This is a genomic window from Agrococcus sp. SL85 (assembly GCF_026625845.1).
In the GTDB taxonomy this organism is placed as follows: domain Bacteria; phylum Actinomycetota; class Actinomycetes; order Actinomycetales; family Microbacteriaceae; genus Agrococcus.
In genome coordinates, this window is record NZ_CP113066.1 from 788,107 (window position 1) to 808,851 (window position 20,745).

The window sequence follows — 20,745 nt, forward strand, 5'->3', positions numbered from 1 at the left end:
TCGCGCTCGCTGCCCATGAGCCCGACGGGCTCGGCGTGCTCGCCGTCCCCTGCGTAGACGGCGGGGTCGACGACGACGCGGCGACCGAGGAGCGCGTCGTCGACGCTCTCGCCGACCGCGACGACGACGCCGGCGGCGTCTGCACCCTGGATGCGCGGCAGATCCATCGGGCCCTTCCAGCCGGCGCGGGGTCCGGGAAGGCCGTAGGCGCCCTCGCGGGTCCAGATGTCGGTGTTGTTGAGCGCCGCCGCGCGCACGCGCACGAGCACCTCGCCCGTGCCGGGCGACGGCACGGGCACCTCGGCGAGCTCGAGCACCTCGGGGCCTCCGTGCTCGGCGAAGCGCACGGCCCTCATGGTCTCGGGGATGGTCTCGGTGGTCTGCACGATGGGCTCCTCCCTGCGGCGCGAACGCCGGTACACTGATCGGTGAAGTCGATGCCGCCCACGGTACACCGATCTGTGAAGGAGTGGCTGGATGCCCGATCCGAGCACCATGCGCGGCGCGAGCCCGGCGGCGGCCGAGATCCCCGACCTCGCGACGATGCCGGACGCCGCCCGCCGCATCGCGGCCGCGGCCGAGGCGCTGTTCTACGAGCGCGGCATCACGGCCGTCGGCGTCGACCGCATCGCCGAGGCGAGCGGCGTGACGAAGCGCACGCTCTACGACCGCTTCGGCTCGAAGGACGTGCTCGTCGCCGTGTACCTCACCGAGCGCGACCGCCGCTGGCGGGCGCTCGTCGAGGAGGCTGTGGCGGCTGCGCCCGACACCCACGCCGCGCTGCTCGCGCCCTTCGATGCGCTGGAGAGGTGGATGGGCGGCACCGCGCGCGGCTGCGCCTTCGTGAACGCCCTCGCCGAGCTGCCCGACGCCTCGCACCCCGGTCGCGCCGTGATCCTCGAGCAGAAGCGGTGGCTCGAGGCCAGGCTGTGCGCGCTCGCCACGGCCGCAGGCGCATCCGACGCCGCGACCCTCGCCGCCCGGCTGCTCGTGCTGCACGAGGGCGCGCTCGCGACGCAGCCGCTCGACCTCGGCACGCTGCCCGTGGTGCAGGCGCTCGCGCGCGAGCTCGTCGACCGCGCGCTCGCCTGAGCTCGACCGCGCAGCCCCCCTGACCCCGTCCGGCCGCACGTGCGTGGTCGCTTCGCGCCCACATGCGGCCCGGAACCGGGCGCGAAGCGACCACCCCCGGGGCGGGAGGTGACCACACCCGGGGGCGCGGGGTCAGTGGAGGGCGATCGTCTCCACCGCGCGCAGCTGGTCGCGGATGAAGCGGTTGGCGTGGGCGGCGAGGTCGTCGGAGTCGTCCCAGAGGTTCCGCCAGATGCCGAGCGTGTTCGAGAGCGAGGCCGAGACCACCGCGCTCGAGAACGACTCGAACACGATCGGGCCGTCGTAGCCGAGCCGCGAGAGGCCGCGGAAGAACGACGGGAAGTCGACGGATCCCGTGCCGAGGTAGCCGCGGTGGCTCTCGCCGATGTGCACGTACCTGAGGCGCTCGCCGGCGTCGAGCACGGGCTCGAGCATCCCCGACTCCTCGATGTTCATGTGGTACGTGTCGAGGTGCAGGTGCACGTTGGGGTGGCCGACCTCCTCGAGGAAGCGCAGGCCGCCGCGCGCCGTGTTCATGATGTTCGTCTCGTAGCGGTTCACGACCTCGAGCGAGAGCGTGACGCCCGCCTGCTGCGCGCGCTCGCCGAGCCGAGCGAGCGCCGAGGCCGAGGCCGCGCGGTTCGCGGCCGTCGCCGGCTGCACGTACTTCTGCATCGCCGAGAAGATGACGCCGCACAGGTGGGCGCCGCCCGCCTCGGCGACGACGTCGATCGCGCGCGCCAGCAGGTCCTCCCCCGCCCGGCTCACCGCGGTGTCCTCGCTCGAGAGGTCGTGCGCGGCGTCGAGGCCGAGCGACGAGGTCATCGCGACGCCGTGGTCGCCGAGGATGCGCGCGACGAGCGCGCCGTCGATCTCGTAGGGGTCCATGAGGGGCAGCTCGAGCAGGTCGAAGCCCGCCCGCTGGGTGCCGGCGATGGCGGTCTGGATGCCCGCCTCGTCGAACGTGCCGGTGAAGACGAGGCCGTGGACGCCGATCTGCATGGGGAGCTCCTTCGCTCAGGGGGTGGTGGATGCGCGGCTCAGCGGCCGGCGAGGGCCGCGCGGCGCACGTCCTCGTCCTCGCGGCCGTCGATGCGGTCGACGACCGCGTCGGGGAGGAAGGCGGGCTCGCCCGCGGCGAGCGCGCCCGCGAGGACGCGCGCGACCTTGTCGGCCATCTCGGTGATGCGCAGGCACTCCGCGGGGTCGTCGCCGATCGCGAACATGCCGTGGCTCTGCAGCCAGACGAGCTTCGGCAGCGCGCGGTGGCGGTCGGCGAAGGCGCGCAGCTCGTGCCGCATGAGGCGGCCGAGGCCGAGGCCCGGGTCGACGTAGGGCACGAGCAGCGTCTGCGCGCCGAGCACCACGACCTGGTCGGGGAAGAGCGCGCCCGCGGCGAGCAGCGGCGCCCGGTCGGAGCAGAGGATGCCGTTGGCCGAGATCGGATGCGTGTGGCACGCGGCCGCGGCGCCGGAGGTGAGCACGACCGCGTGCAGCAGCGCCTCGACGCTCGGGCGCTTCGCCGTCGGGTCGACGCGGGAGGCGAGCAGCGCCTCGGCGACGCGCGCGTCGCCCTCGCCGCCCTCGAAGGCGCGCGGGTCGTCGAGCAGCTCGAGGATGGGCGCGAAGCGGCACTCGACGAGGTCGTCGGCGCCCGCCGAGGCCATCGACGAGCCCGTCGCCTTCACGAGCATCCGCTCGTCGTCGATGCGAGCCGAGACGTTGCCCTCGGCGAGGATCACGAGCTCGCGGCGCGGCTCGCCCACGGCGTGCGCGAGCGCGAGCAGCGCCTCGGCGACGCTCATCGGGAGCGCCCCGCCGCGGTGCCCGGCACGGCGGCGGGCCTCGTGAGCCCTGTGGTCCTGCGCCGCACGGATGCGTTCGCGAGCAGCGAGGCGCCGAGCAGCACGACGCCGAGCGCGAGCAGCTGCGCCTGGGCGCCCTCGTTGCCGGGCACGACGAGCAGGATCGAGGCGTTGAGCCACACGATGAGCAGCGCTGCGAGCAGGATGCCCGAGAGCCGGCCGATGCCGCCCGTGATGGCGACGCCGCCGAGCACCGCGATGGTGATGGCCGGCAGCGCCATGCCGCTGCCGCTCGTGCCGGCGTCGGGCCTCGCGGAGGCGAACTGCGCCACGGTGTACACGCCCACGAGGCCCGAGATCGCGCCCGAGGCGACGTAGGCGAGCATGCGCGTGCGGCGGGTGTCGATGCCCGCCCACTGCGCGGCGGTGTCGTTCGTGCCGATCGCGTAGAGCTTCCGGCCGTAGGACGTGCGGTTCAGGACGAACCACGCGACGACCGCGACCGGCAGCAGGAACGTGAAGACGCCGAGCGGCACGAGCGGCAGCGTCGCGCCGATCACGGGCAGCTCGATCGCCTTCGCGGCGTCGTAGAACTGCGAGATCTCGGGGCCCGAGACCGGCTTCTGGTCGCTCACGACGAGCGCGATGGAGCGGTAGGCGTAGAAGGTCGCGAGCGTCGTGATGAGCGCGGGGTAGCCGAGGTAGGCGGTGAGCACGCCGTTCACGGCGCCCAGGAGCGCCCCGAGGGCGACGGCGAGCAGGATCGAGGCCGCGAGCGGCAGCATCGCCTGCTGGTACAGCATCGCGAAGGCGATGCCGGTGAGCGAGACCATCGAGCCGACCGAGAGGTCGATGCCGCCGCGGCCCGAGGTGATCACGAAGAGCTCCGCGAGCGCGAGCAGCGCGAGCGGCACGTAGGCGATGAGGGTCGCGGCGAGGTAGTCGCTGTTGAAGTCGCCGCGCGTGGCGCCGACGCCGTCGAGGATCGACATGACGACGACGAGCAGGATGATGAGCCCGAGCAGCAGCGTCGCGCGCTCCTTGAGCCCGCCGCCGGCGAGCCATGCACGTGCGCGGCTCGCGGCCGAGGGACGCTCGGGCGTCGGTGCCTCGTTGCGGCCGCCCTTCGGGGCGGTGTCGACGGCGGTCATGCGCGCCTCCTGGCTCGCTCGCGGATGAGGTCGGTGCCGACGGCGATCAGGATGAAGATGCCGACGAAGAGGAAGCCGAGCTGGGTGGGCCAGCCGAGCTGGGTGACGCCCGAGACGACGGTCTGCACGAGGATCGCGCCGAGCAGGGTGCCCACGACGCTGCCGCGGCCGCCGAGGATCGAGGTGCCGCCGATGACGACGGCGGCGATGACCTGCAGCTCCTTGCCCGAGCCCACCGACTGGTCGAGGCTCGAGGTCCCGGTGGCGATGACCATGCAGGCGGCGAGGCCCGCGAGCGCGCCGGTGACCGCGTAGACCCAGAGGAGGCGCGGCTGCACCTTGATGCCCGCGAGGCGCGCGGCGTTCTGGTTGCCGCCGATCGCGTAGAGGCTGCGGCCGGCCTTCGCGTAGCGCAGGAACCACCACGCCGCTGCGACGGCGACGACCGCGATCGCGAACGAGTGGGGCACGCCGAGCGTGGAGCCCTCGGCGCCGCGGCCGAAGAAGTCGAGCGTGCCGGGGATGCCGTTGACGGTCGAGGAGTCGAACACCCGCAGGCCCAGCCACTGGAAGAGGTTCGCGGTGCCGAAGGTGATGATGATCGGGTGCACGCGGCCGTAGGCGATGAGCGCGCCGTTCAGCGCGCCGAGCGCGGTGCCGATGACGACCGCGAGCAGCACGGCGACGATCGCGGGCACGTCGGCGGCGACGATGACGCGCGCGGTGACGACCGCCGAGACCATGATCATGGCCGCGACCGACACGTCGATCCCGGCGGTGATGATCACGAAGGTCATGCCGACGCCGATGAGCGCGATCGGCGCCACCTGCACGAGCAGCGGCCCGATCGAGCCGGGCGTGAGGAACGCGGGCGTGAAGATGCCCAGCAGCACCCACAGCACCACGAGCACGCCGAGCAGCACGAGCTCCTGGCCCGTGACGACCGGCGGCAGGATGCGGCGCAGGCTCAGCCGCTCGGGGGCGCCGCGCTCGGGGGCGGGCGCGGTGGTGGCGCTCATGCGGCGTCCTCCGCTCGGTCGGTGGCGGGTGCGGGCGCGCCGTCGTCGTCGATCGCGCCGGCGGCCGCGGCGAGCAGGGATGCCTGGCTCGCGGTGGGCGGCAGCTCGACGGCGACGCGGCCGGCGCGGAAGACGAGGACGCGGTCGGCGATGCGCTGCACCTCGGCGAGGTCGGTGGTGATGACGAGCACGGCGGTGCCGCGCTCGGCGAGGTCGGCGACGATCCGGTGGATCTCCTCCTTGGCGCCGACGTCGACGCCCTGCGTGGGCTCGCCGAGCACGAGGAGCCTCGGCTGCTCGACGATCTGCCGCGCGAGCACGACCTTCTGCGCGTTGCCGCCCGACATCGCGCCGATCGGCTGGCGGCCGGAGGGCGTCTTGACCGCGAGGCGACGGATGAGGTCGTCGCTGATGCGGCGCTCGGCGCGCGGCGACACCCAGCCGGGCGCCCTCCCGAGCAGCCCGAGGGAGCCGATGGTGATGTTGAAGGCGATCGGCTGGAACGAGAAGGAGCCCTGCGAGGCGCGGTTGGCGGGCACCATGCGGATCCCGCGGCGCTTCGCGGCGGCGGGGCTCGCCGGGTGGCGGTCGTCGCCGACGGCGCGGAGCCGGCCGGAGGTCGCGCGGCGCATGCCGTAGACGACCTCCCCCACCTCGGCCGCGCCGGAGCCGACGAGCCCGTAGAGGCCCACGACCTCCCCCGCGCGGATGGTGAGCGACACGTCGTCGAAGGCGCCCTCGAGCGAGAGGCCCTCGAGCTCGAGCACCGCCTCGCCCAGCTCGCGCTCGGTCTGGGTGCCCTCGGGGATGGCGCCGCCGACCATGCGCTCGGCGATCTCGCGCACGGTGAGCTCGCCGATGGGCTGCGACGAGACCGTCTGCCCGTCGCGCATGATCGTGACCTCGTCGGCGATGCGGAAGAGCTCGTCGAGGCGGTGGCTGATGTAGATGATCGAGACGCCCTCGGCCGCGAGGCGGCGCACGACGCCGAAGAGCACCTCGATCTCGGCGTCGGTGAGGATGGCGCTCGGCTCGTCGAGGATCAGGATGCTGGCCCGCTCGAGGAGCGCCTTGGCGATCGACACCTGCTGCTGCTTCGCGATCGAGAGCGAGCCGAGCGGCTGGGCGGCGAGGCCGCGGTCGAGGCCGACGAGGTCGAGCAGCTCGAGCATCCTGGGTGCCTGCGCGCGCCAGTCGATCGCGGGGCCGCGCGTGATCTCGCGCCCGACGAAGCAGTTCTCGGCGACGGTCAGCTCGGGGAAGAGCTGCGGCTCCTGGTAGACGGTCTGCACGCCGAGCCCGATGGCGTCGGTCGTGCTGCCGATGGCGACGGGCGCGCCGTCGATGGCGATCGTGCCCTCGTCGGCCTGCTCGGCGCCCGAGAGGATCTTGATGAGGGTCGACTTGCCGGCGCCGTTCTCGCCCACGAGGGCGTGGACGGTGCCGGGCCGCACGGTGAGGTCGGCGTGGCGGATGGCGCGGACGCCGCCGTAGCGCTTGGCGATGCCCCGCATCTCGAGCCGGGGCGCGACGCCCCGCTCGGCGTGCGTCTCGCTGGCCGCGGTGTCGGTCATGGTGCTCCTCGTCGGCGTCGTCGCCGGTCCGGGTCGTGCTGGGGGTGGTGGCGCGGGAGCCCCGATGGCCGAGGCCCCCGCGCGACCGGTGGGGCGATCAGTAGTCGTAGTCGCCCGCGTTGTCGGCCGTGAAGACCGTGGGCGGGCCGAGCAGCAGCTCGCCCGTCGCCTCGTCGTACGTCGCGCCCGCGGCGGTGTCGAGCCCGATCGAGCTCGTGTCGCCGAGGTCGCCGTCGTTCGCCAGCTGCACGCCGGCCCAGCCGGTGAGGTAGCCGAGCGCCTCGACGTCCCACAGGATGGAGCCGCTCGACGAGCCCGACTCGAGGTACGGCAGCATCGAGGCCGGCGTGCCGAGGCCCACCGTGAACACCTCGCCGATGCGGCCCGCGTCCTCGACGGCCTGCGCGACGCCCGGCGCCGACGACGTGCACTCGCCCACGAGCCCCGTGAGGTCGGGGTTCGAGTTCATGAGGTCGGTCGCCATCTGCGTGGCCATGGCCTGGTCCTCGCCGGCGTAGACGACGTCGACGATCTCGGCGTCGGGGTACTCCGAGGCCGTGTACGCCTCCTGCACCTCGATCCACGCGTTGAGGTTCGCCGCGGTCTCGCCGCAGGAGACGATCGCGTACTTGCCCGAGCCGCCCATGGCCTCGAGCAGCGAGTCGGTGAGCGCCTCGCCGATGCCCTGCGTGGAGGCCTGGTTGACGAAGACCTCGCGCACGGAGTCGGGCGCGTCGGTGTCGGTCGTGGCCACGTGGATGCCGGCCGCCTGCGCCTCCTCGAGCAGCGGCGCCATCGAGTTCGGGTCGTTCGGGGCGACGAAGAGCACGTCGACGCCCTGCTGGATGAACGAGCGCACGATGTCGGCCTGCGCGGCCGCGTCGGCGGTCGTGGGGCCCTGGTACAGCCACTCGAAGCCGAGCTCCTCGGCCGCCTGCTGGCCGCCGGTGTTCATGGCCTCGAAGTAGGGGATGCCCTGCAGCTTGGGCACGAAGGCGATGGTGAGGCCCTCGGCGGTGCCGCCGCCCTCGGTGGCACCCGGCTCCGCCGAGCTGCCCGTGTCGTTGCGCGAGGTGCAGCCGGCCAGCACGACGGCTGCGGCCGCCGAGAGCGCCAGTGCACCCGCGATCCTGCGTGAGATCTTCATCGATGCTCCTTCTGGGTGTGGCGTCGGGAGGCAGACGCGCCCCGCGCCGGGACCGGCGCCGTGCCGGTCGTCTGGTCGTCGCCGAGCGGGACGCGGTCGACGGCGACGCCGACGCCCTCCCACTGCGCGACGAAGTCGTCGTCGGCGGCCTCGTCGGTGATGAGGCTCGTGACCTGCTCGGGCGTCGCGAAGGTGTGGAGCGCGAAGCCGGTGGTCTTGCTCGAGTCGAAGAGGGCGTGGACGCGGTCGCTCATCGCGACGAGCGCCTGCTTGGCGAGCGCCTCGTCGGAGGCGAGCTCGAGCAGGCCGCGCTCGGGCGAGAGCCCGACGACGCCGACGAAGGCGGTGCGGATGCGGCCGCGGCCGGCGAGGGCGTCGCCGATCGAGCCCACGAGGCCGCTCGACTCGCGGCGGAGGGTGCCGCCGGGCATGACGATCCGGGCGGTCGAGCGCTCGGCGAGCATCGTGGCGGTCGGCAGCGACTGCGTGATGACCACGAGGCCCTGGCGCGAGACGAGCTCGAGCGCGAGGTGGTGCGAGGTCGAGGAGGTGTCGAGCGCGATGACGTCGCCGTCCTCGACGAGCTCGGCGGCGCGGCGCGCGATGGCGCGCTTCGCCTCGGCCGCGGTGCGCATGCGGTCGACGAACGCGCCCTCGTCGCGGCGCTCGGGGGCAGCGCGCCGCCGCGGGTGCGGCGGAGCAGCTGCGCGCGCTCGAGCGCGTCGAGGTCCTTGCGGATCGTGACCTCGGAGACGCCGAGGTCGCGGGCGAGGTCGGCGACCGCCACGGATCCTCTCGCGCCGAGCGCGTCGAGGATGTGCGCATCCCGATCGACCACGGTGACTCCTTCGTCCCTGTTGACGGCGACAGTACGCATACGAAACTCCGATCGCAACACTCCGATACCAATTCGTAACCTAATCACTTGCGTTCGAAAGTCGGAGGCGGCATGCTGGGCCGCGCGAGCATCCGATGGCGGAGGCCGCGACGACGTCGAGGAGGACGCGGGCAGATGGGCGAGACCACCGGTCGGCAGGCGCTGCATCCCGTGTGCTTCCGCCTCCGCGTGCGCCCCGAGCTCGTCGACGAGTACCGCGAGCGCCACGCCGCCGTCTGGCCCGAGATGCTCGAGGCGCTGGCCGAGACCGGCTGGCACGACTACCGGATCTTCGTCGCCGACGACGGCACGTGCATCGGCACGCTCCGCACCGCCGACCTCGACGCCTCGCTCGCCGGCATGGCCGCGCGCGAGGTCAACGCGCGCTGGCAGGCCGCGATGCGGCCCTTCTTCGCGGGGCTCGAGCGGCCCGCCGACGAGTCCTTCGAGCTCATCCCCCTCGCCTTCGACCTCGACGCGCAGCGCGCGGCCGCCGCCGCGGCGCGCGGCTGACGCCCCCACCGACGACAGGAGCGACCATGGCCGTCACCCCCACGAGCGCCGAGCTCGACCGCCTCCGGATCGAGGTGCCCAGCTGGGCCTACGGCAACTCCGGCACGCGCTTCCGCGTCTTCGGCACGCCCGGCACCCCGCGCGACCCCTTCGAGAAGGTCGCCGACGCCGCGCAGGTGCACGCGCACACCGGCCTCGCGCCCACCGTCGCCCTCCACATCCCGTGGGACCTCGTCGACGACTGGGGCGCGCTCCGCCGCCACGCGGAGGACCTGGGCGTGGCGCTCGGCACCATCAACTCGAACACCTTCCAGGACGACGACTACAAGCTCGGCTCGCTCACGCACGTCGAGCCGCGCGTGCGCCGGAAGGCGATCGACCACCACCTGCGGTGCATCGACGTGATGCGCCGGACGGGCTCGCGCGACCTGAAGGTCTGGCTCGCCGACGGCACGAACTACCCCGGCCAGGACTCGATCCGCGAGCGCCAGGACCGGCTGGCCGAGTCGCTCGCCGAGATCTACGCGGCGCTCGACCCCGAGCACCGGATGGTGCTCGAGTACAAGTTCTTCGAGCCGGCGTTCTACCACACCGACATCCCCGACTGGGGGACGAGCTACGTGCACTGCGCCGCCCTCGGCGAGCAGGCGAAGGTCGTGCTCGACACCGGCCACCACGCGCCCGGCACGAACATCGAGTTCATCGTCGCCCAGCTGCTGCGGCTCGGGAAGCTCGGCGCCTTCGACTTCAACTCGCGCTTCTACGCCGACGACGACCTCATGGTCGGTGCGGCCGACCCGTTCCAGCTCTTCCGCATCGTCGTCGAGCTCATCGCGGGCGGCGGCTACGGCGACCCCGACGTGCAGCTCGTGCTCGACCAGTGCCACAACATCGAGGCGAAGGTGCCGGGCCAGATCCGCTCGGTGCTCAACGTGCAGGAGGCCGTCGCGAAGGCGCTCTCGCTCGACACCGCGGCGCTCGCCGACGCGCGCCGCGCAGGCGACGTGCTGCTCGCGAACGAGGTGCTCATGGACGCCTACGCCACCGACGTGCGCCCGCTGCTCGCCGAGCACCGCGCGTCGAAGGGGCTGCCGGAGGACCCGATGCGGGCGTTCCTCGCCTCGGGCTACCTCGAGCGCATCGCCGAGGAGCGCCAGGGCGGCGTCCAGGCCGGATGGGGGGCGTGAGCATGGTGCACGAGGCAGTGGAGGCGCTCGTCGCCCGCAGCAACCGCCTGGGCGCGGACCCGACCGTCACGAACTACGCCGGCGGCAACACCTCCGCCAAGGGCGTCGACGTCGACCCCGCGAGCGGCGAGCCCGTCGAGCTCGTCTGGGTGAAGGGCTCCGGCGGCGACCTCGGCACCCTCACGCCCGCGGGCCTCGCCGCGCTGCGGCTCGACCGCGTCCGCGGCCTCGAGGCCGTCTACCCCGGCCTGGAGCGCGAGGACGAGATGGTCGCCGCGTTCGACTACTGCCTGCACGGCACCGGCGGCGCGGCCCCCTCGATCGACACCTCGATGCACGCGCTCGTCGAGCAGCCGCACGTCGACCACCTGCACCCCGACGCGGGCATCGCGATCGCCGCGGCCGCCGACGGCGAGGCGCTCACCGAGCGCATCTACGGCGACAGGGTCGTCTGGGTGCCGTGGCGCCGCCCCGGCTTCCAGCTGGGCCTCGACATCCGCGACATCCAGCGCGCGAACCCGCAGGCGGTCGGCTGCATCCTGGGCGGCCACGGCATCACGGCCTGGGGCGCCACGAGCGAGGAGTGCGAGGAGCGCTCGCTCTGGATCATCCGCACGGCCGAGGCGTACATCGCCGAGCACGGGAGGCCGGAGCCGCTGGGCGCCGTCGTGCCGGGCTTCGAGCCGCTGGAGCCCGCGGCCCGCCGGGCGCGCGCCGCCGCGATCGCCGGCCAGCTGCGCGGCATCGCCTCGCACGACCGGCCGATGGTCGGCTGCTTCAGCGACGACGACGACGTGCTCGACTTCCTCGCCCGCTCCGAGCACCCGCGGCTCGCGGCGCTCGGCTCCTCGTGCCCCGACCACTTCCTGCGCACGAAGGTGCGGCCGCTCGTGCTCGACCTGCCCGGCGGCGCCCCCCTCGAGGACGTCCGCGCGCGGCTGGCCGAGCTGCACGAGGCCTACCGCGCCGACTACACCGCGTACTACGAGCGGCACGCGGGCCCCGACTCCCCCGCGATGCGCGGCGCGGACCCCGCGATCGTGCTCGTGCCGGGCGTCGGCATGTTCTCGTACGGCAAGGACGCCCAGACGGCGCGCGTCGCCGGCGAGTTCGCGATCAACGCGATCCACGCGATGCGCGGCGCCGAGGCGCTCTCGACCTACGAGCCCATCCCGGAGGCCGAGAAGTTCCGCATCGAGTACTGGGCGCTCGAGGAGGCCAAGCTCGCGCGGATGCCGAAGCCCCGCTCGCACGCGGGCCGCGTCGCGCTCGTCACCGGCGCCGCCTCCGGCATCGGCAGGGCGATCGCCGCACGGCTCGCCGCCGACGGAGCGTGCGTCGTGATCGCCGACCTCTCGCTCGAGAAGGCGCAGGAGGCCGCGGCCGAGCTCGGCACCGCCGACGTCGCGATCGGCGTGCAGTGCGACGTGACGCAGGCCGACCAGGTGCAGGCCGCCGTGGACGCGGCCGTGCTCGCCTTCGGCGGCCTCGACCTGGTCGTGAACAACGCGGGCCTCTCGCTCTCGAAGACGCTGCTCGAGACCACCGAGGCCGACTGGGACCTCCAGCACGACGTCATGGCGAAGGGCTCGTTCCTCGTCTCGCGCGCGGCGGCCCGCGTGCTCATCGACCAGGGCCTCGGCGGCGACATCGTCTACATCTCGTCGAAGAACGCCGTCTTCGCCGGCCCGAACAACATTGCCTACTCGGCGACGAAGGCCGACCAGGCGCACCAGGTGCGGCTGCTCGCGGCCGAGCTCGGCAGCCACGGCGTGCGCGTGAACGGCATCAACCCCGACGGGGTCGTGCGCGGCTCCGGCATCTTCGCGGGCGGCTGGGGCGCCTCGCGCGCGAAGGTCTACGGCGTGCCCGAGGAGGAGCTCGGCAAGTACTACGCGGGCCGCACGCTGCTCGGCCGCGAGGTGCTGCCCGAGCACGTGGCGAACGCCGTCTCGGTGCTCACGGGGCCCGACCTCTCGCACACCACGGGCCTCCACGTGCCCGTCGACTCAGGCGTCGCGGCGGCGTTCCTGCGATGAGCGCGGCGTGCGGCAGGGGGCGCGGATGACGACGACCGTCGCCGCGATCGACCTGGGCGCCACGAGCGGCCGCGTCGTGCGCGCCGAGGTGGGGCCGGGCGTGCTGCGGCTCGACGAGGTCGCGCGGTTCGAGAACCGGCCCGTGCGCGTCGGCGGCGGCCTGCACTGGAGCGTGCTCGGCCTCTACGGCAGCGCGATGGACGGGCTCGCGCGCGCCTCGCGGGAGGCAGCGATCGCCTCGGTCGCCGTCGACTCGTGGGCCGTCGACTACGCGCTGCTGCGCCGCGGCCGCATGCTCGGCATCCCCTACTCCTACCGCGACGACCGCACGGCGCACGGGCTCGAGCTCGTCGACGCGATCATCCCGCAGCCCGAGCTCTACGCCCGCTGCGGGCTGCAGCGCATGCCCTTCACGACCATCAACCAGCTCGCGGTCGACCGCGAGACGGGGCTCCTGGGGGTCGCCGACGGCATGCTCATGCTGCCCGACCTCTTCGGCTACTGGATGACGGGGCGGCGCGTGGCGGAGGCCACGAACGCGTCCACCACGGGCCTCATGCGCCTCGACGGCACGTGGGACGCCGAGCTGCTCGCCGCGCTCGGCATCGACGAGGCGTTCATGGCCGAGGTGGTCGAGCCCGGCACGCGCATCGGCCCCGTGACCGCCGAGGCGCGCGCCCACTTCGGCATCGAGGGCGCGCCCGAGGTGCTCGCCGTCGGCTCGCACGACACCGCCTCGGCCGTCGTCGCCGTGCCGATGGAGGAGGGCGCCGCCTACGTCTCGAGCGGCACGTGGTCGCTCGTGGGCATCGAGACGCCCGCGCCCATCGCCACCCCCGAGGCGCTCGCCGCCGACTTCACGAACGAGGGCGGCGTTGACGGCCGCACCCGGTTCCTCAAGAACGTCATGGGCCTGTGGATCCTCACCGAGGCCGTGCGCACGTGGGAGGCCGCGGGCGAGCGCCTGCGCCTGCCGGAGCTGCTCGCGGCCGCCGCCGAGGTCGACTGGCGCGTGCCGGTCTTCGACCCCACCGACGCCGCCTTCTACCCGCCGGGCGACATGCCCGCCCGCATCGCCGCCTGGTTCGCCGAGCGCGGGCAGCGCGGGCCGCAGGGCCGCGCCGAGGTGGTGCGCTCGATCCTCGAGTCGCTCGCGGAGGGCTACGCGGTGACGCTGCGCGACGCCGCCCGCATCAGCGGCCAGCGGGTGGAGCGGGTGCACGTCGTGGGCGGCGGGGCGCGGAACGCGCTGCTGTGCCAGCTCACCGCCGACCGCACGGGCCTGCCCGTGATCGCGGGCCCCGTCGAGGCGACCGCGATCGGCAACGTGCTCGTGCAGGCCCGCACGCTCGGCGCCGCGCCCGACTCCCTCGAGGCGCTGCGCGCGCTCGTGCGCCGCACCGCCGACCTCACGACCTACGCCCCGCGCCTGCGCGCGTGAGCCGCGCTGCCGTGGACGCCCACGGCGCGCACCGCCCCGATCACGGAAGGATGGCCCCCATGCGACGCCAGCTGCCCGACCTCGCCGCCCTCGCGACCCTCATGCGCTTCGAGAACCCGCTGCGGAACCCCGCCGAGCAGCGCCTCGCGAAGGCGCAGACCGTGTGGGACCTGCGCGCGATCGCGAAGCGCCGCACCCCCAAGGGCCCCTTCGACTACACCGACGGCGCCGCCGAGGGCGAGGTGGGCCTGCGCCGCGCGTACGACGCGTACCGCGACATCGAGCTGCACCCGAGCGTGCTGCGCGACGTCACGCACGTCGACACGGGCTGGGACGTGCTCGGGCAGCGCTCGGCGCTGCCGTTCGGCATCGCGCCCACGGGCTTCACGCGCCTCATGCACGCGGCCGGCGAGCGGGCGGGCGCGCAGGCGGCGGCCGCCTACGGCATCCCCTTCGCGCTCTCGACGCTCGGCACGACGAGCCCCGAGCACGTGCGGGAGGCCTCGCCCGAGGGCCGCCTGTGGTTCCAGCTGTACATGATGCGGGAGCGCAGCCGCTCGTACGAGCTCGTCGAGCGCGCCGCGGCAGCGGGCTTCGACACCCTGCTCGTGACGGTCGACACCCCGGTGGCGGGGGCCCGCCACCGCGACAAGCGCAACGGCATGTCGTTCCCGCCGCAGCTGACGCCCGGCACGGTCCTCGACGCGCTGCCGCGGCCGGAGTGGTGGATCAACTTCCTCACGACGCCGCCGCTCGAGTTCGCGGCGATCCGCAACTGGGACGGCACGGTCGGCGAGCTGCTCGACGCGATGTTCGACCCCTCGATCGACATGGACGACCTCCGCGAGATCCGCTCGCTCTGGAAGGGCAGGTTCGTCGTGAAGGGCGTGCAGTCGGTCGAGGACGCGCGCCGCATGGCGGACTTCGGCGTCGACGCGATCCAGCTCTCGAACCACGGCGGCCGGCAGCTCGACCGCGCGCCCGTGCCCTTCCAGCTGCTGCCGGAGGTGGCCCGCGAGGTGGGCAGGGACCTCGAGATCCACGTCGACACGGGCATCATGTCGGGCGCCGACGTCGTGGCCTCCGTCGCGCTCGGCGCGCGCTACGCGCAGGTGGGGCGCGCCTACCTCTACGGCCTCATGGCGGGCGGCCGCGCGGGCGTCAACCGCATGCTGTCGATCCTGTCGTCGGAGGTCGCGCGCACCATGCGGCTGCTCGGCGTCGCCTCGCTCGAGGAGCTCGGGCCCCAGCACGTCACCCAGCTGACGAGCCTGCGCCCGCGCTGATCGCGCGCGGCGCGCCCGGAAGCCCTGCACCGGGGGACGCGTTGCATCCCCGTGGAGGCGCCGAGGCCGGCGCCAGGACGGAGGAGACACGATGGCACGGTTCGACGGCAAGGTGGCACTGGTGACGGGCGGCGGCTCGGGGATCGGCGAGGCGATCGCGAAGCGGCTCGCGAGCGAGGGGGCGCAGGTGCTCGTGACCGACATCGCGCTCGACGCCGCGCAGCGCGTCGTCGGCGAGATCGAGGCCGCGGGCGGCGCGGCCACGGCGTTCCGGCAGGACGTCGCCTCCGCCGAGGACGCGAAGGCGGCGGTGCAGGCGGCCGTGGAGGCCTACGGCGCCCTCCACCTCGCGGTGAACAACGCCGGCATCGGCGGCGCCCCCGCCCCCACCGCCGAGGTCGACCCGGCCGCGTGGCAGAAGGTCGTCGACATCAACCTCACGGGCGTCTTCCACGGCATGCAGGCGCAGATCGCCGCGATGCTCGAGCACCCGCAGGAGTCGGCCATCGTCAACATGGCCTCCATCCACGGCTCGGTCGCCGCGCCGATGAGCAGCGCCTACACCGCGACGAAGCACGCGGTCGTGGGCCTCACGAAGAACGCGGCCGCCGAGTACGGCGCGCAGGGCCTGCGCATCAACGCGGTCGGCCCCGGCTACATCCGCACGCCGCTGCTCGAGGCGAACCTCGACGACGCCGCGATGGAGGGGATCGCCGCGAAGCACCCGCTCGGCCGCCTCGGGCGCCCCGAGGAGGTCGCCGCGATCACGGCGTTCCTGCTCTCGGACGACGCGAGCTTCGTCACCGGCAGCTACCACCTGGTCGACGGCGGCTACACGGCAGTCTGACGCGCGACCGCGAGACGCGGAGGGGCCCGGCGCGACCGCGTCGGGCCCCTCCGCGCGCCGCTAGCGTGGGGACGACGACGAGGAGGCGCGGATGGGCGCAGCAGGCACGCACGGGATCCGCGGGGGCGACGGCGTGCTCGTCGTGGGCTCCACCTCGGTCGACCTCACCGCCTTCGCCCGCCGCCTGCCCGGCCCCGGCGAGACCGTGCTCGGCGAGGCCTTCACGTCGGTGCTCGGCGGCAAGGGCGCGAACCAGGCGGTCGCCGCCGCCCGCGCCGGCGCGCCCACGCGCCTCGTCGCCTGCGTCGGCGACGACCCCTTCGCGGGGGTCGTCGAGTCGGGGCTCCGCGACGCGGGCGTCGACCTGTCGCACCTCCACCGCCTCGCGGGCGCCACGGGCGTCGCCCACATCCGCGTCGACGCCGCGGGCGAGAACGACATCGTCGTGGTGCAGAACGCCAACGCCGCCCTCGAGCCCGCGCACGTCGACGCCGCGCTCGATGACGACGGCGGCCGCTCCGGGGCCCTGCTCGTGCAGCTGGAGTCGCCCCTCGCGACCGTCGCGCACGCCGTGCGCCGCGGCCGCGAGGCGGGCCTCGTCGTCGTGCTCGACCCCGCGCCCGCGCAGCCGCTCGACGACGGGCTCTGGGCGCACGTCGACGTCGTGACGCCCAACGAGACCGAGGCCGCGATGCTCACGGGCGTGCGCGTCGACGACGCGGCGGGCGCCGAGGCGGCCGCGCGCTGGTTCCTCGCTCGCGGCGTGGGCGCCGCCGTCGTGACCCTCGCGGGCGAGGGCGCGCTGGTGGTCGACGCCTCCGGCGCCCGTCGCCTCGCGCCCTTCCGGGTCGACGCCGTCGACACGACCGCCGCGGGCGACGCCTTCGCGGGCGCGCTCGCCGCGGCCCTCGCGGCGGGTGCGACCCTCGACGCCGCGGCCCGTCGCGCGGCGGCGTCGGGCGCGCTCGCCGTCACGCGCCGCGGGGCCTCCCCCAGCATCCCGACGGCGGCGGAGGTCGACGCGCTCGTCGCGCGCGGCTGACGCTCGCGAGCGCCTCGGGCGCGACCCCTCCAGGGCCGCGGGGCGATCGTCAGCGAGCGCGCACGCCGCCGAGCTGCGGGAGCCCGACGGGCGGCTCGAGCCTCGGCGCGGCGACGACCCTGTCACGCTCCCAGGGCGCCGGGATCGAGAAGTAGGCCTCGAGGAAGTCGCGGACGGCGCGCGTGCGCTCCTCCACCTCGAGCTCAGGAGCGCTGCCGTCGTTGAGGCAGAACATGTCCTGGTCGCGCTTCCGCAGCAGCCGCTCCATCGCGGGCAGCGCAGCCCGCAGCGTCGTCTCGACGTAGAGCACCCGCGCCGCCTTCTGCTGCACCGCGCGCCCGGTCATGAGGGCGAAGTAGTGGTACAGCGAGTTCGTCACCGAGATGTCGGAGGCCGAGCGGAACCGGCTCGCTGCGGTGCGGCGGAAGTCCTCCGGGAAGGTCGCCTCGAGCTCGTGGAGCACGCTGCGCCGCAACGGCGCGGCGCAGTGCTCGAGGTGCCGCGTCGTCACGGCCCCGAAGCGCTCTCGCAGCAGCCGCCGGTTCGTGCGCGCCGCGTTGTCGTGTCCGGAGCGCCGCTCGTGCGTCTCCCCGAGGCCGATGCGGGTGGAGGCCTCCACGAACTTCGTGATGCCGCCGGGCGAGAAGAAGAGGTCGGGGCTCACGGCACGGCCGAAGAACATGTCGTCGTTCGCGTAGAGGAAGTGCTCGGCGAGCCCGTCGATGCGGTGCAGCTGCGCCTCGACCGCGTGCGAGTTGTGCGTGGGCAGCACCGAGGGATCGGCGAACATCGCCTCGGCCGGCACCAGCGTCACCTTCGGGTGCTCGGCGAGCCAGGCGGGCGCGGGCGAGTCGGTGGCGATGAAGATGCGGCGGATCCACGGCGCGTGCATGTGCACCGAGCGCAGCGCGTACCGGAGCTCGTCGATCTGGCGGAACCTGGCCTCCGAGTCGTCGCCCTCGCCCACGACGTAGGCGCGCATGCGCTTGGCGCGCTCGCGCTGGAACTCGTCGCTCGAGCCGTCGACCCAGGAGAACACGATGTCGATGTCGAACGAGACGTCGCTCGCGAGCGGCTCCCACATGTGCTGGATCGTCTGCCACTCCCGCCCGAAGCGCTCGACGGTCTCGACGACGGCCTCGTGCCGCGGCATGGTCGCGCGCATGATCGCGTTCGGCAGCGGCGCCACGAGCGTGTCCTCGCCGAAGCGCCACAGCTCGAGCTGCACGGCCGTCTCGCGGCCGTAGCGGAGGCGACCGGCGGGCTCGACGCGCGGCCGGTGCAGCCGCATGGCGCTCGCCGTGCGGTGGCCGGCGAGCCGGCCGTCGGCGAGCAGCACCGGGCCGCCCCTCGCCGCCTTCCTCGGCGCGATCGCCTCGGCGTAGAAGGGCTCCTCGGCGAAGGCCTCGGCGAGCACCGCGGCGAGCTGCTTCCGCCTGGCGCGGTCCACCGCCAGGATCGGGCGCGACGCGTCGTCGCGCACGAGCAGGTGCGGGATGCCGGCGGCATCGAGCGCGGCGGCGATGGCGAGGAGGTCCTCGACCATCGACTCGCGCGGGGTCGCGTGCCCGCTGCGGAGCGCGTAGCGGCCCTGCTGCAGCACGAGGTCGTCGCGACGGAACCGCGCGAACCGGCCGCCCGCCGGCACCAGCACGAGCTCGGGCGCGGTGGACACCCTCGGGGCGTGCGCGGAGGCAGCGACGGGGTGCTCGGAGGCATCGGGCTCGTGATCGGGACCGGTCACTCGGCAGGCCTCCTCTCGCGGGGGACGCCTCATGCTACTCGCGGTGCGCGGCACGCCCCTCGGCAGTGCGTTCGCAGGACGTACACGCCGCGTTCACGCGGTGCTCCCGCCGACCTGCTCGGATAGGCTCGTGGCACTGCACGAGGCCGTGCACGCATCGATGGGACGGACGCATCGTGATGACCCGCCAGGCTGAGCACCCCAGGCCGGACCACTTCCTCCTCCACGTCTCGGACACCCACCTGCTCGCCGGAGCGGGTCGCCTGTACGACCGCGTCCCGAGCGAGGAGCACCTGCGCACCCTGTTCGCGGGCCTGGCCGCGTCCGGCGCGAAGCCCGAGGCCATCGTCTTCACCGGCGATCTCGCCGATCGCGGCGAGCCGGACGCCTACCGCCGGCTGCGCGCGATCGTCGACCCTGCGGCCGCCGAGCTCGGCGCCCGCGTCATCTGGGTGATGGGCAACCACGACGACCGCGGCGCGTTCCGCGCCGGGCTGCTCGACGAGCCGGCCACGACCGAGCCCGTCGACCGCGTCATCGACCTCGACGGCCTCCGCGTCGTCGTGCTCGACACGAGCGTGCCCGGCCGCCACCACGGCGAGCTCGACGCACAGCAGCTGGAGTGGCTCCGGCACGTGCTCGAGACGCGCGCGCCGCACGGCACGATCCTCGCCATGCACCACCCACCCGTGCCGACGGTGCTCGACCTCGCGGTGAGCGTCGAGCTGCGCGACCAGCGCGCGCTCGCCGACGTGCTCGTCGGCACCGACGTGCGCTCGATCCTCGCCGGCCACCTGCACCACTCCTCGCACGGCACGTTCGCCGGCATCCCCGTCTCGGTCGCCTCGGCCACCTGCTACACCCAGGACCTCACGGTGCCGGTGGGCGGCCAGCGCGCCCAGGACGGCGCGCGCTCCTACAACCTCGTGCACGTCTACCCCTCGACCGTGCTCCACTCGGTGGTGCCGCTGGAGGCGGGGCCGCCGCTCGACGTCGTGAGCGCGAGCGAGACGGCGGCCCGCCTGCGCCGCTCCGGCATCCGCCTGCCGGAGCCCACGCGGCGGCTGGAGCCCCTGCGCGGCTAGACCAGCCCGGCCGCGCCGTCGGGCGGGGGTCGCGCGCGCCACCGCCCGGTCGTATCCTCGGCCTCAGGGCAGGAGGCAGCATGGGCGACCCCGGCACCGGCCCCGCGCAGGCGGAGACCTCCCTCCGCGGCGCCGCGCGCGCAGCCGCCGACGGCCCGGCGCGGATCCTGCGCGTCGATCTCGCCCTCGCGATCGACGAGGTGCTCGAGCGGATCGTGCAGGCCGCCGTCGACGTGGTGGGGGCCCGCTACGGCGCGCTCGGCGTCATCGGGCCGGACGGCCGCATCCAGCGGTTCGTGCACGTGGGCATCGCGCCGGAGCTCGTCGCCCGCATCGGCGAGCCGCCGCGCGGGCACGGGCTGCTCGGCGCGGTCATCGAGCGGGGCACCGCGATCCGGCTGGCGTCGATCGCCGACGACCCGAGGTCGGTGGGCGTGCCGCCGCACCACCCGCCGATGGCCTCGTTCCTGGGCGTGCCCATCCGGATCGGCGGCGCCGTGTACGGCGACCTCTACCTCACCGAGGCGAGCTCCGGCACGTTCAGCGAGGAGGACGAGCGCGTGGCCGAGGCCCTCGCGCTCACCGCGGGGATCGCCATCGAGCACGCCGAGATCGCCCGCCGGGCGCTCGTGGGCCGGCTGCGAGGCGCCGTGCTCGGCACCGACGCCGACGCGGCGCAGCCGGACCTCACGGTGCGCGAGCGCCAGGTGCTCGAGCTCATCGCGGAAGGCCTCACCAACCGGCAGATCGGGGCACGGCTCTCGCTCGCCGAGAAGACCGTGAAGAACTACGTCTCGACGCTGCTCGCCAAGCTCGGCATGGAGCGGCGCACCCAGGCCGCCGTCTACGGCGCGTCCCACCGGCGATGACGGCCGCAGCTGCCACCGCTCGCCGAC

18 protein-coding genes and 2 pseudogenes are annotated in these 20,745 nt (G+C 74.3%); 10 read left to right on the plus strand and 10 right to left on the minus strand.

What is annotated here, in order from left to right:
- Positions 1-14: 14 nt before the first annotated feature.
- Positions 15-566 (minus strand): annotated as a pseudogene (locus tag OVA14_RS13740) (alcohol dehydrogenase catalytic domain-containing protein); the annotation flags it as partial.
- Between OVA14_RS13740 and OVA14_RS03790 the strand changes: the two are divergent.
- Positions 478-1,092: a TetR/AcrR family transcriptional regulator gene (locus OVA14_RS03790; RefSeq protein ID WP_267504963.1), complete on the plus strand. Its 615-nt coding sequence runs from the start codon at positions 478-480 to the stop codon at positions 1,090-1,092. The pseudogene OVA14_RS13740 and the gene OVA14_RS03790 sit on opposite strands and share 89 nt — an antisense overlap.
- Before the next feature lie 132 nt (positions 1,093-1,224).
- Here the strand turns inward: OVA14_RS03790 and OVA14_RS03795 are convergent, their stop codons facing one another.
- The 8 genes and pseudogenes from OVA14_RS03795 to OVA14_RS13450 all read right to left on the minus strand — a co-directional run.
- Positions 1,225-2,094 carry a sugar phosphate isomerase/epimerase family protein gene (locus OVA14_RS03795; RefSeq protein ID WP_267504964.1) on the minus strand — a complete coding sequence of 290 codons (870 nt, stop codon included), beginning with the start codon at positions 2,092-2,094 and terminating at the stop codon, positions 1,225-1,227.
- 38 nt (positions 2,095-2,132) lie between these two features.
- Complete coding sequence (locus OVA14_RS03800; RefSeq protein WP_267504965.1) at positions 2,133-2,897, minus strand: class II aldolase/adducin family protein; 765 nt, start codon at positions 2,895-2,897, stop codon at positions 2,133-2,135.
- Complete coding sequence (locus OVA14_RS03805) at positions 2,894-4,048, minus strand: ABC transporter permease (protein ID WP_267504966.1); 1,155 nt, start codon at positions 4,046-4,048, stop codon at positions 2,894-2,896. Before OVA14_RS03805 ends, OVA14_RS03800 begins: the two co-directional genes overlap by 4 nt.
- Entirely contained in the window at positions 4,045-5,067 is a 1,023-nt protein-coding gene (locus tag OVA14_RS03810; RefSeq protein ID WP_267504967.1) for an ABC transporter permease, read from the minus strand. Before OVA14_RS03810 ends, OVA14_RS03805 begins: the two co-directional genes overlap by 4 nt.
- Complete coding sequence (locus tag OVA14_RS03815) at positions 5,064-6,641, minus strand: sugar ABC transporter ATP-binding protein (RefSeq protein WP_267504968.1); 1,578 nt, start codon at positions 6,639-6,641, stop codon at positions 5,064-5,066. The genes OVA14_RS03810 and OVA14_RS03815 overlap by 4 nt, the downstream gene beginning before the upstream one ends.
- 97 nt (positions 6,642-6,738) lie before the next feature.
- Positions 6,739-7,788 (minus strand): autoinducer 2 ABC transporter substrate-binding protein, encoded by a 1,050-nt coding sequence (locus OVA14_RS03820; RefSeq protein ID WP_267504969.1) that lies wholly within the window; start codon positions 7,786-7,788, stop codon positions 6,739-6,741.
- The gene (locus OVA14_RS03825; RefSeq protein WP_267504970.1) at positions 7,785-8,423 is read right to left on the minus strand and encodes a DeoR/GlpR family DNA-binding transcription regulator; all 639 of its coding nucleotides are present in this window, start codon (positions 8,421-8,423) and stop codon (positions 7,785-7,787) included. Before OVA14_RS03825 ends, OVA14_RS03820 begins: the two co-directional genes overlap by 4 nt.
- A 50-nt stretch (positions 8,424-8,473) precedes the next feature.
- Positions 8,474-8,833 (minus strand): annotated as a pseudogene (locus tag OVA14_RS13450) (DeoR family transcriptional regulator); the annotation flags it as partial.
- Here OVA14_RS13450 and OVA14_RS03835 point away from each other — a divergent pair.
- The 7 genes from OVA14_RS03835 to OVA14_RS03865 all read left to right on the plus strand — a co-directional run bounded on the left by OVA14_RS03835 (position 8,801) and on the right by OVA14_RS03865 (position 17,020).
- A complete protein-coding gene (locus OVA14_RS03835; RefSeq protein ID WP_267504971.1) occupies positions 8,801-9,178 on the plus strand; it encodes an L-rhamnose mutarotase in 378 nt (125 codons plus the stop codon). The pseudogene OVA14_RS13450 and the gene OVA14_RS03835 sit on opposite strands and share 33 nt — an antisense overlap.
- A 26-nt stretch (positions 9,179-9,204) precedes the next feature.
- Positions 9,205-10,365: an L-rhamnose isomerase gene (gene rhaI, locus OVA14_RS03840; protein ID WP_267504972.1), complete on the plus strand. Its 1,161-nt coding sequence runs from the start codon at positions 9,205-9,207 to the stop codon at positions 10,363-10,365.
- Complete coding sequence (locus OVA14_RS03845; RefSeq protein ID WP_267504973.1) at positions 10,353-12,404, plus strand: bifunctional aldolase/short-chain dehydrogenase; 2,052 nt, start codon at positions 10,353-10,355, stop codon at positions 12,402-12,404. The genes rhaI and OVA14_RS03845 overlap by 13 nt, the downstream gene beginning before the upstream one ends.
- A 25-nt stretch (positions 12,405-12,429) precedes the next feature.
- Complete coding sequence (locus tag OVA14_RS03850; protein WP_267504974.1) at positions 12,430-13,845, plus strand: rhamnulokinase; 1,416 nt, start codon at positions 12,430-12,432, stop codon at positions 13,843-13,845.
- A 50-nt stretch (positions 13,846-13,895) separates the two neighbouring features.
- Positions 13,896-15,131: an alpha-hydroxy acid oxidase gene (locus tag OVA14_RS03855; protein ID WP_324288037.1), complete on the plus strand. Its 1,236-nt coding sequence runs from the start codon at positions 13,896-13,898 to the stop codon at positions 15,129-15,131.
- 91 nt (positions 15,132-15,222) lie between these two features.
- Positions 15,223-15,978 (plus strand): SDR family NAD(P)-dependent oxidoreductase, encoded by a 756-nt coding sequence (locus OVA14_RS03860; RefSeq protein WP_267504976.1) that lies wholly within the window; start codon positions 15,223-15,225, stop codon positions 15,976-15,978.
- Between the two features lie 91 nt (positions 15,979-16,069).
- Complete coding sequence (locus OVA14_RS03865) at positions 16,070-17,020, plus strand: ribokinase (RefSeq protein WP_267504977.1); 951 nt, start codon at positions 16,070-16,072, stop codon at positions 17,018-17,020.
- A gap of 49 nt (positions 17,021-17,069) precedes the next feature.
- On the opposite strand, the gene OVA14_RS03870 is transcribed toward OVA14_RS03865, so the two are convergent.
- Positions 17,070-18,695 carry a stealth family protein gene (locus OVA14_RS03870; RefSeq protein WP_267504978.1) on the minus strand — a complete coding sequence of 542 codons (1,626 nt, stop codon included), beginning with the start codon at positions 18,693-18,695 and terminating at the stop codon, positions 17,070-17,072.
- A 248-nt stretch (positions 18,696-18,943) separates the two neighbouring features.
- Here OVA14_RS03870 and OVA14_RS03875 point away from each other — a divergent pair, with 248 nt between their 5' ends.
- Together OVA14_RS03875 and OVA14_RS03880 are read left to right on the plus strand one after the other, a co-directional pair.
- The gene (locus OVA14_RS03875) at positions 18,944-19,849 is read left to right on the plus strand and encodes a phosphodiesterase (RefSeq protein WP_420710610.1); all 906 of its coding nucleotides are present in this window, start codon (positions 18,944-18,946) and stop codon (positions 19,847-19,849) included.
- Between the two features lie 80 nt (positions 19,850-19,929).
- Positions 19,930-20,718: a GAF domain-containing protein gene (locus tag OVA14_RS03880; protein WP_324288039.1), complete on the plus strand. Its 789-nt coding sequence runs from the start codon at positions 19,930-19,932 to the stop codon at positions 20,716-20,718.
- The last annotated feature ends 27 nt before the right edge of the window (positions 20,719-20,745 follow it).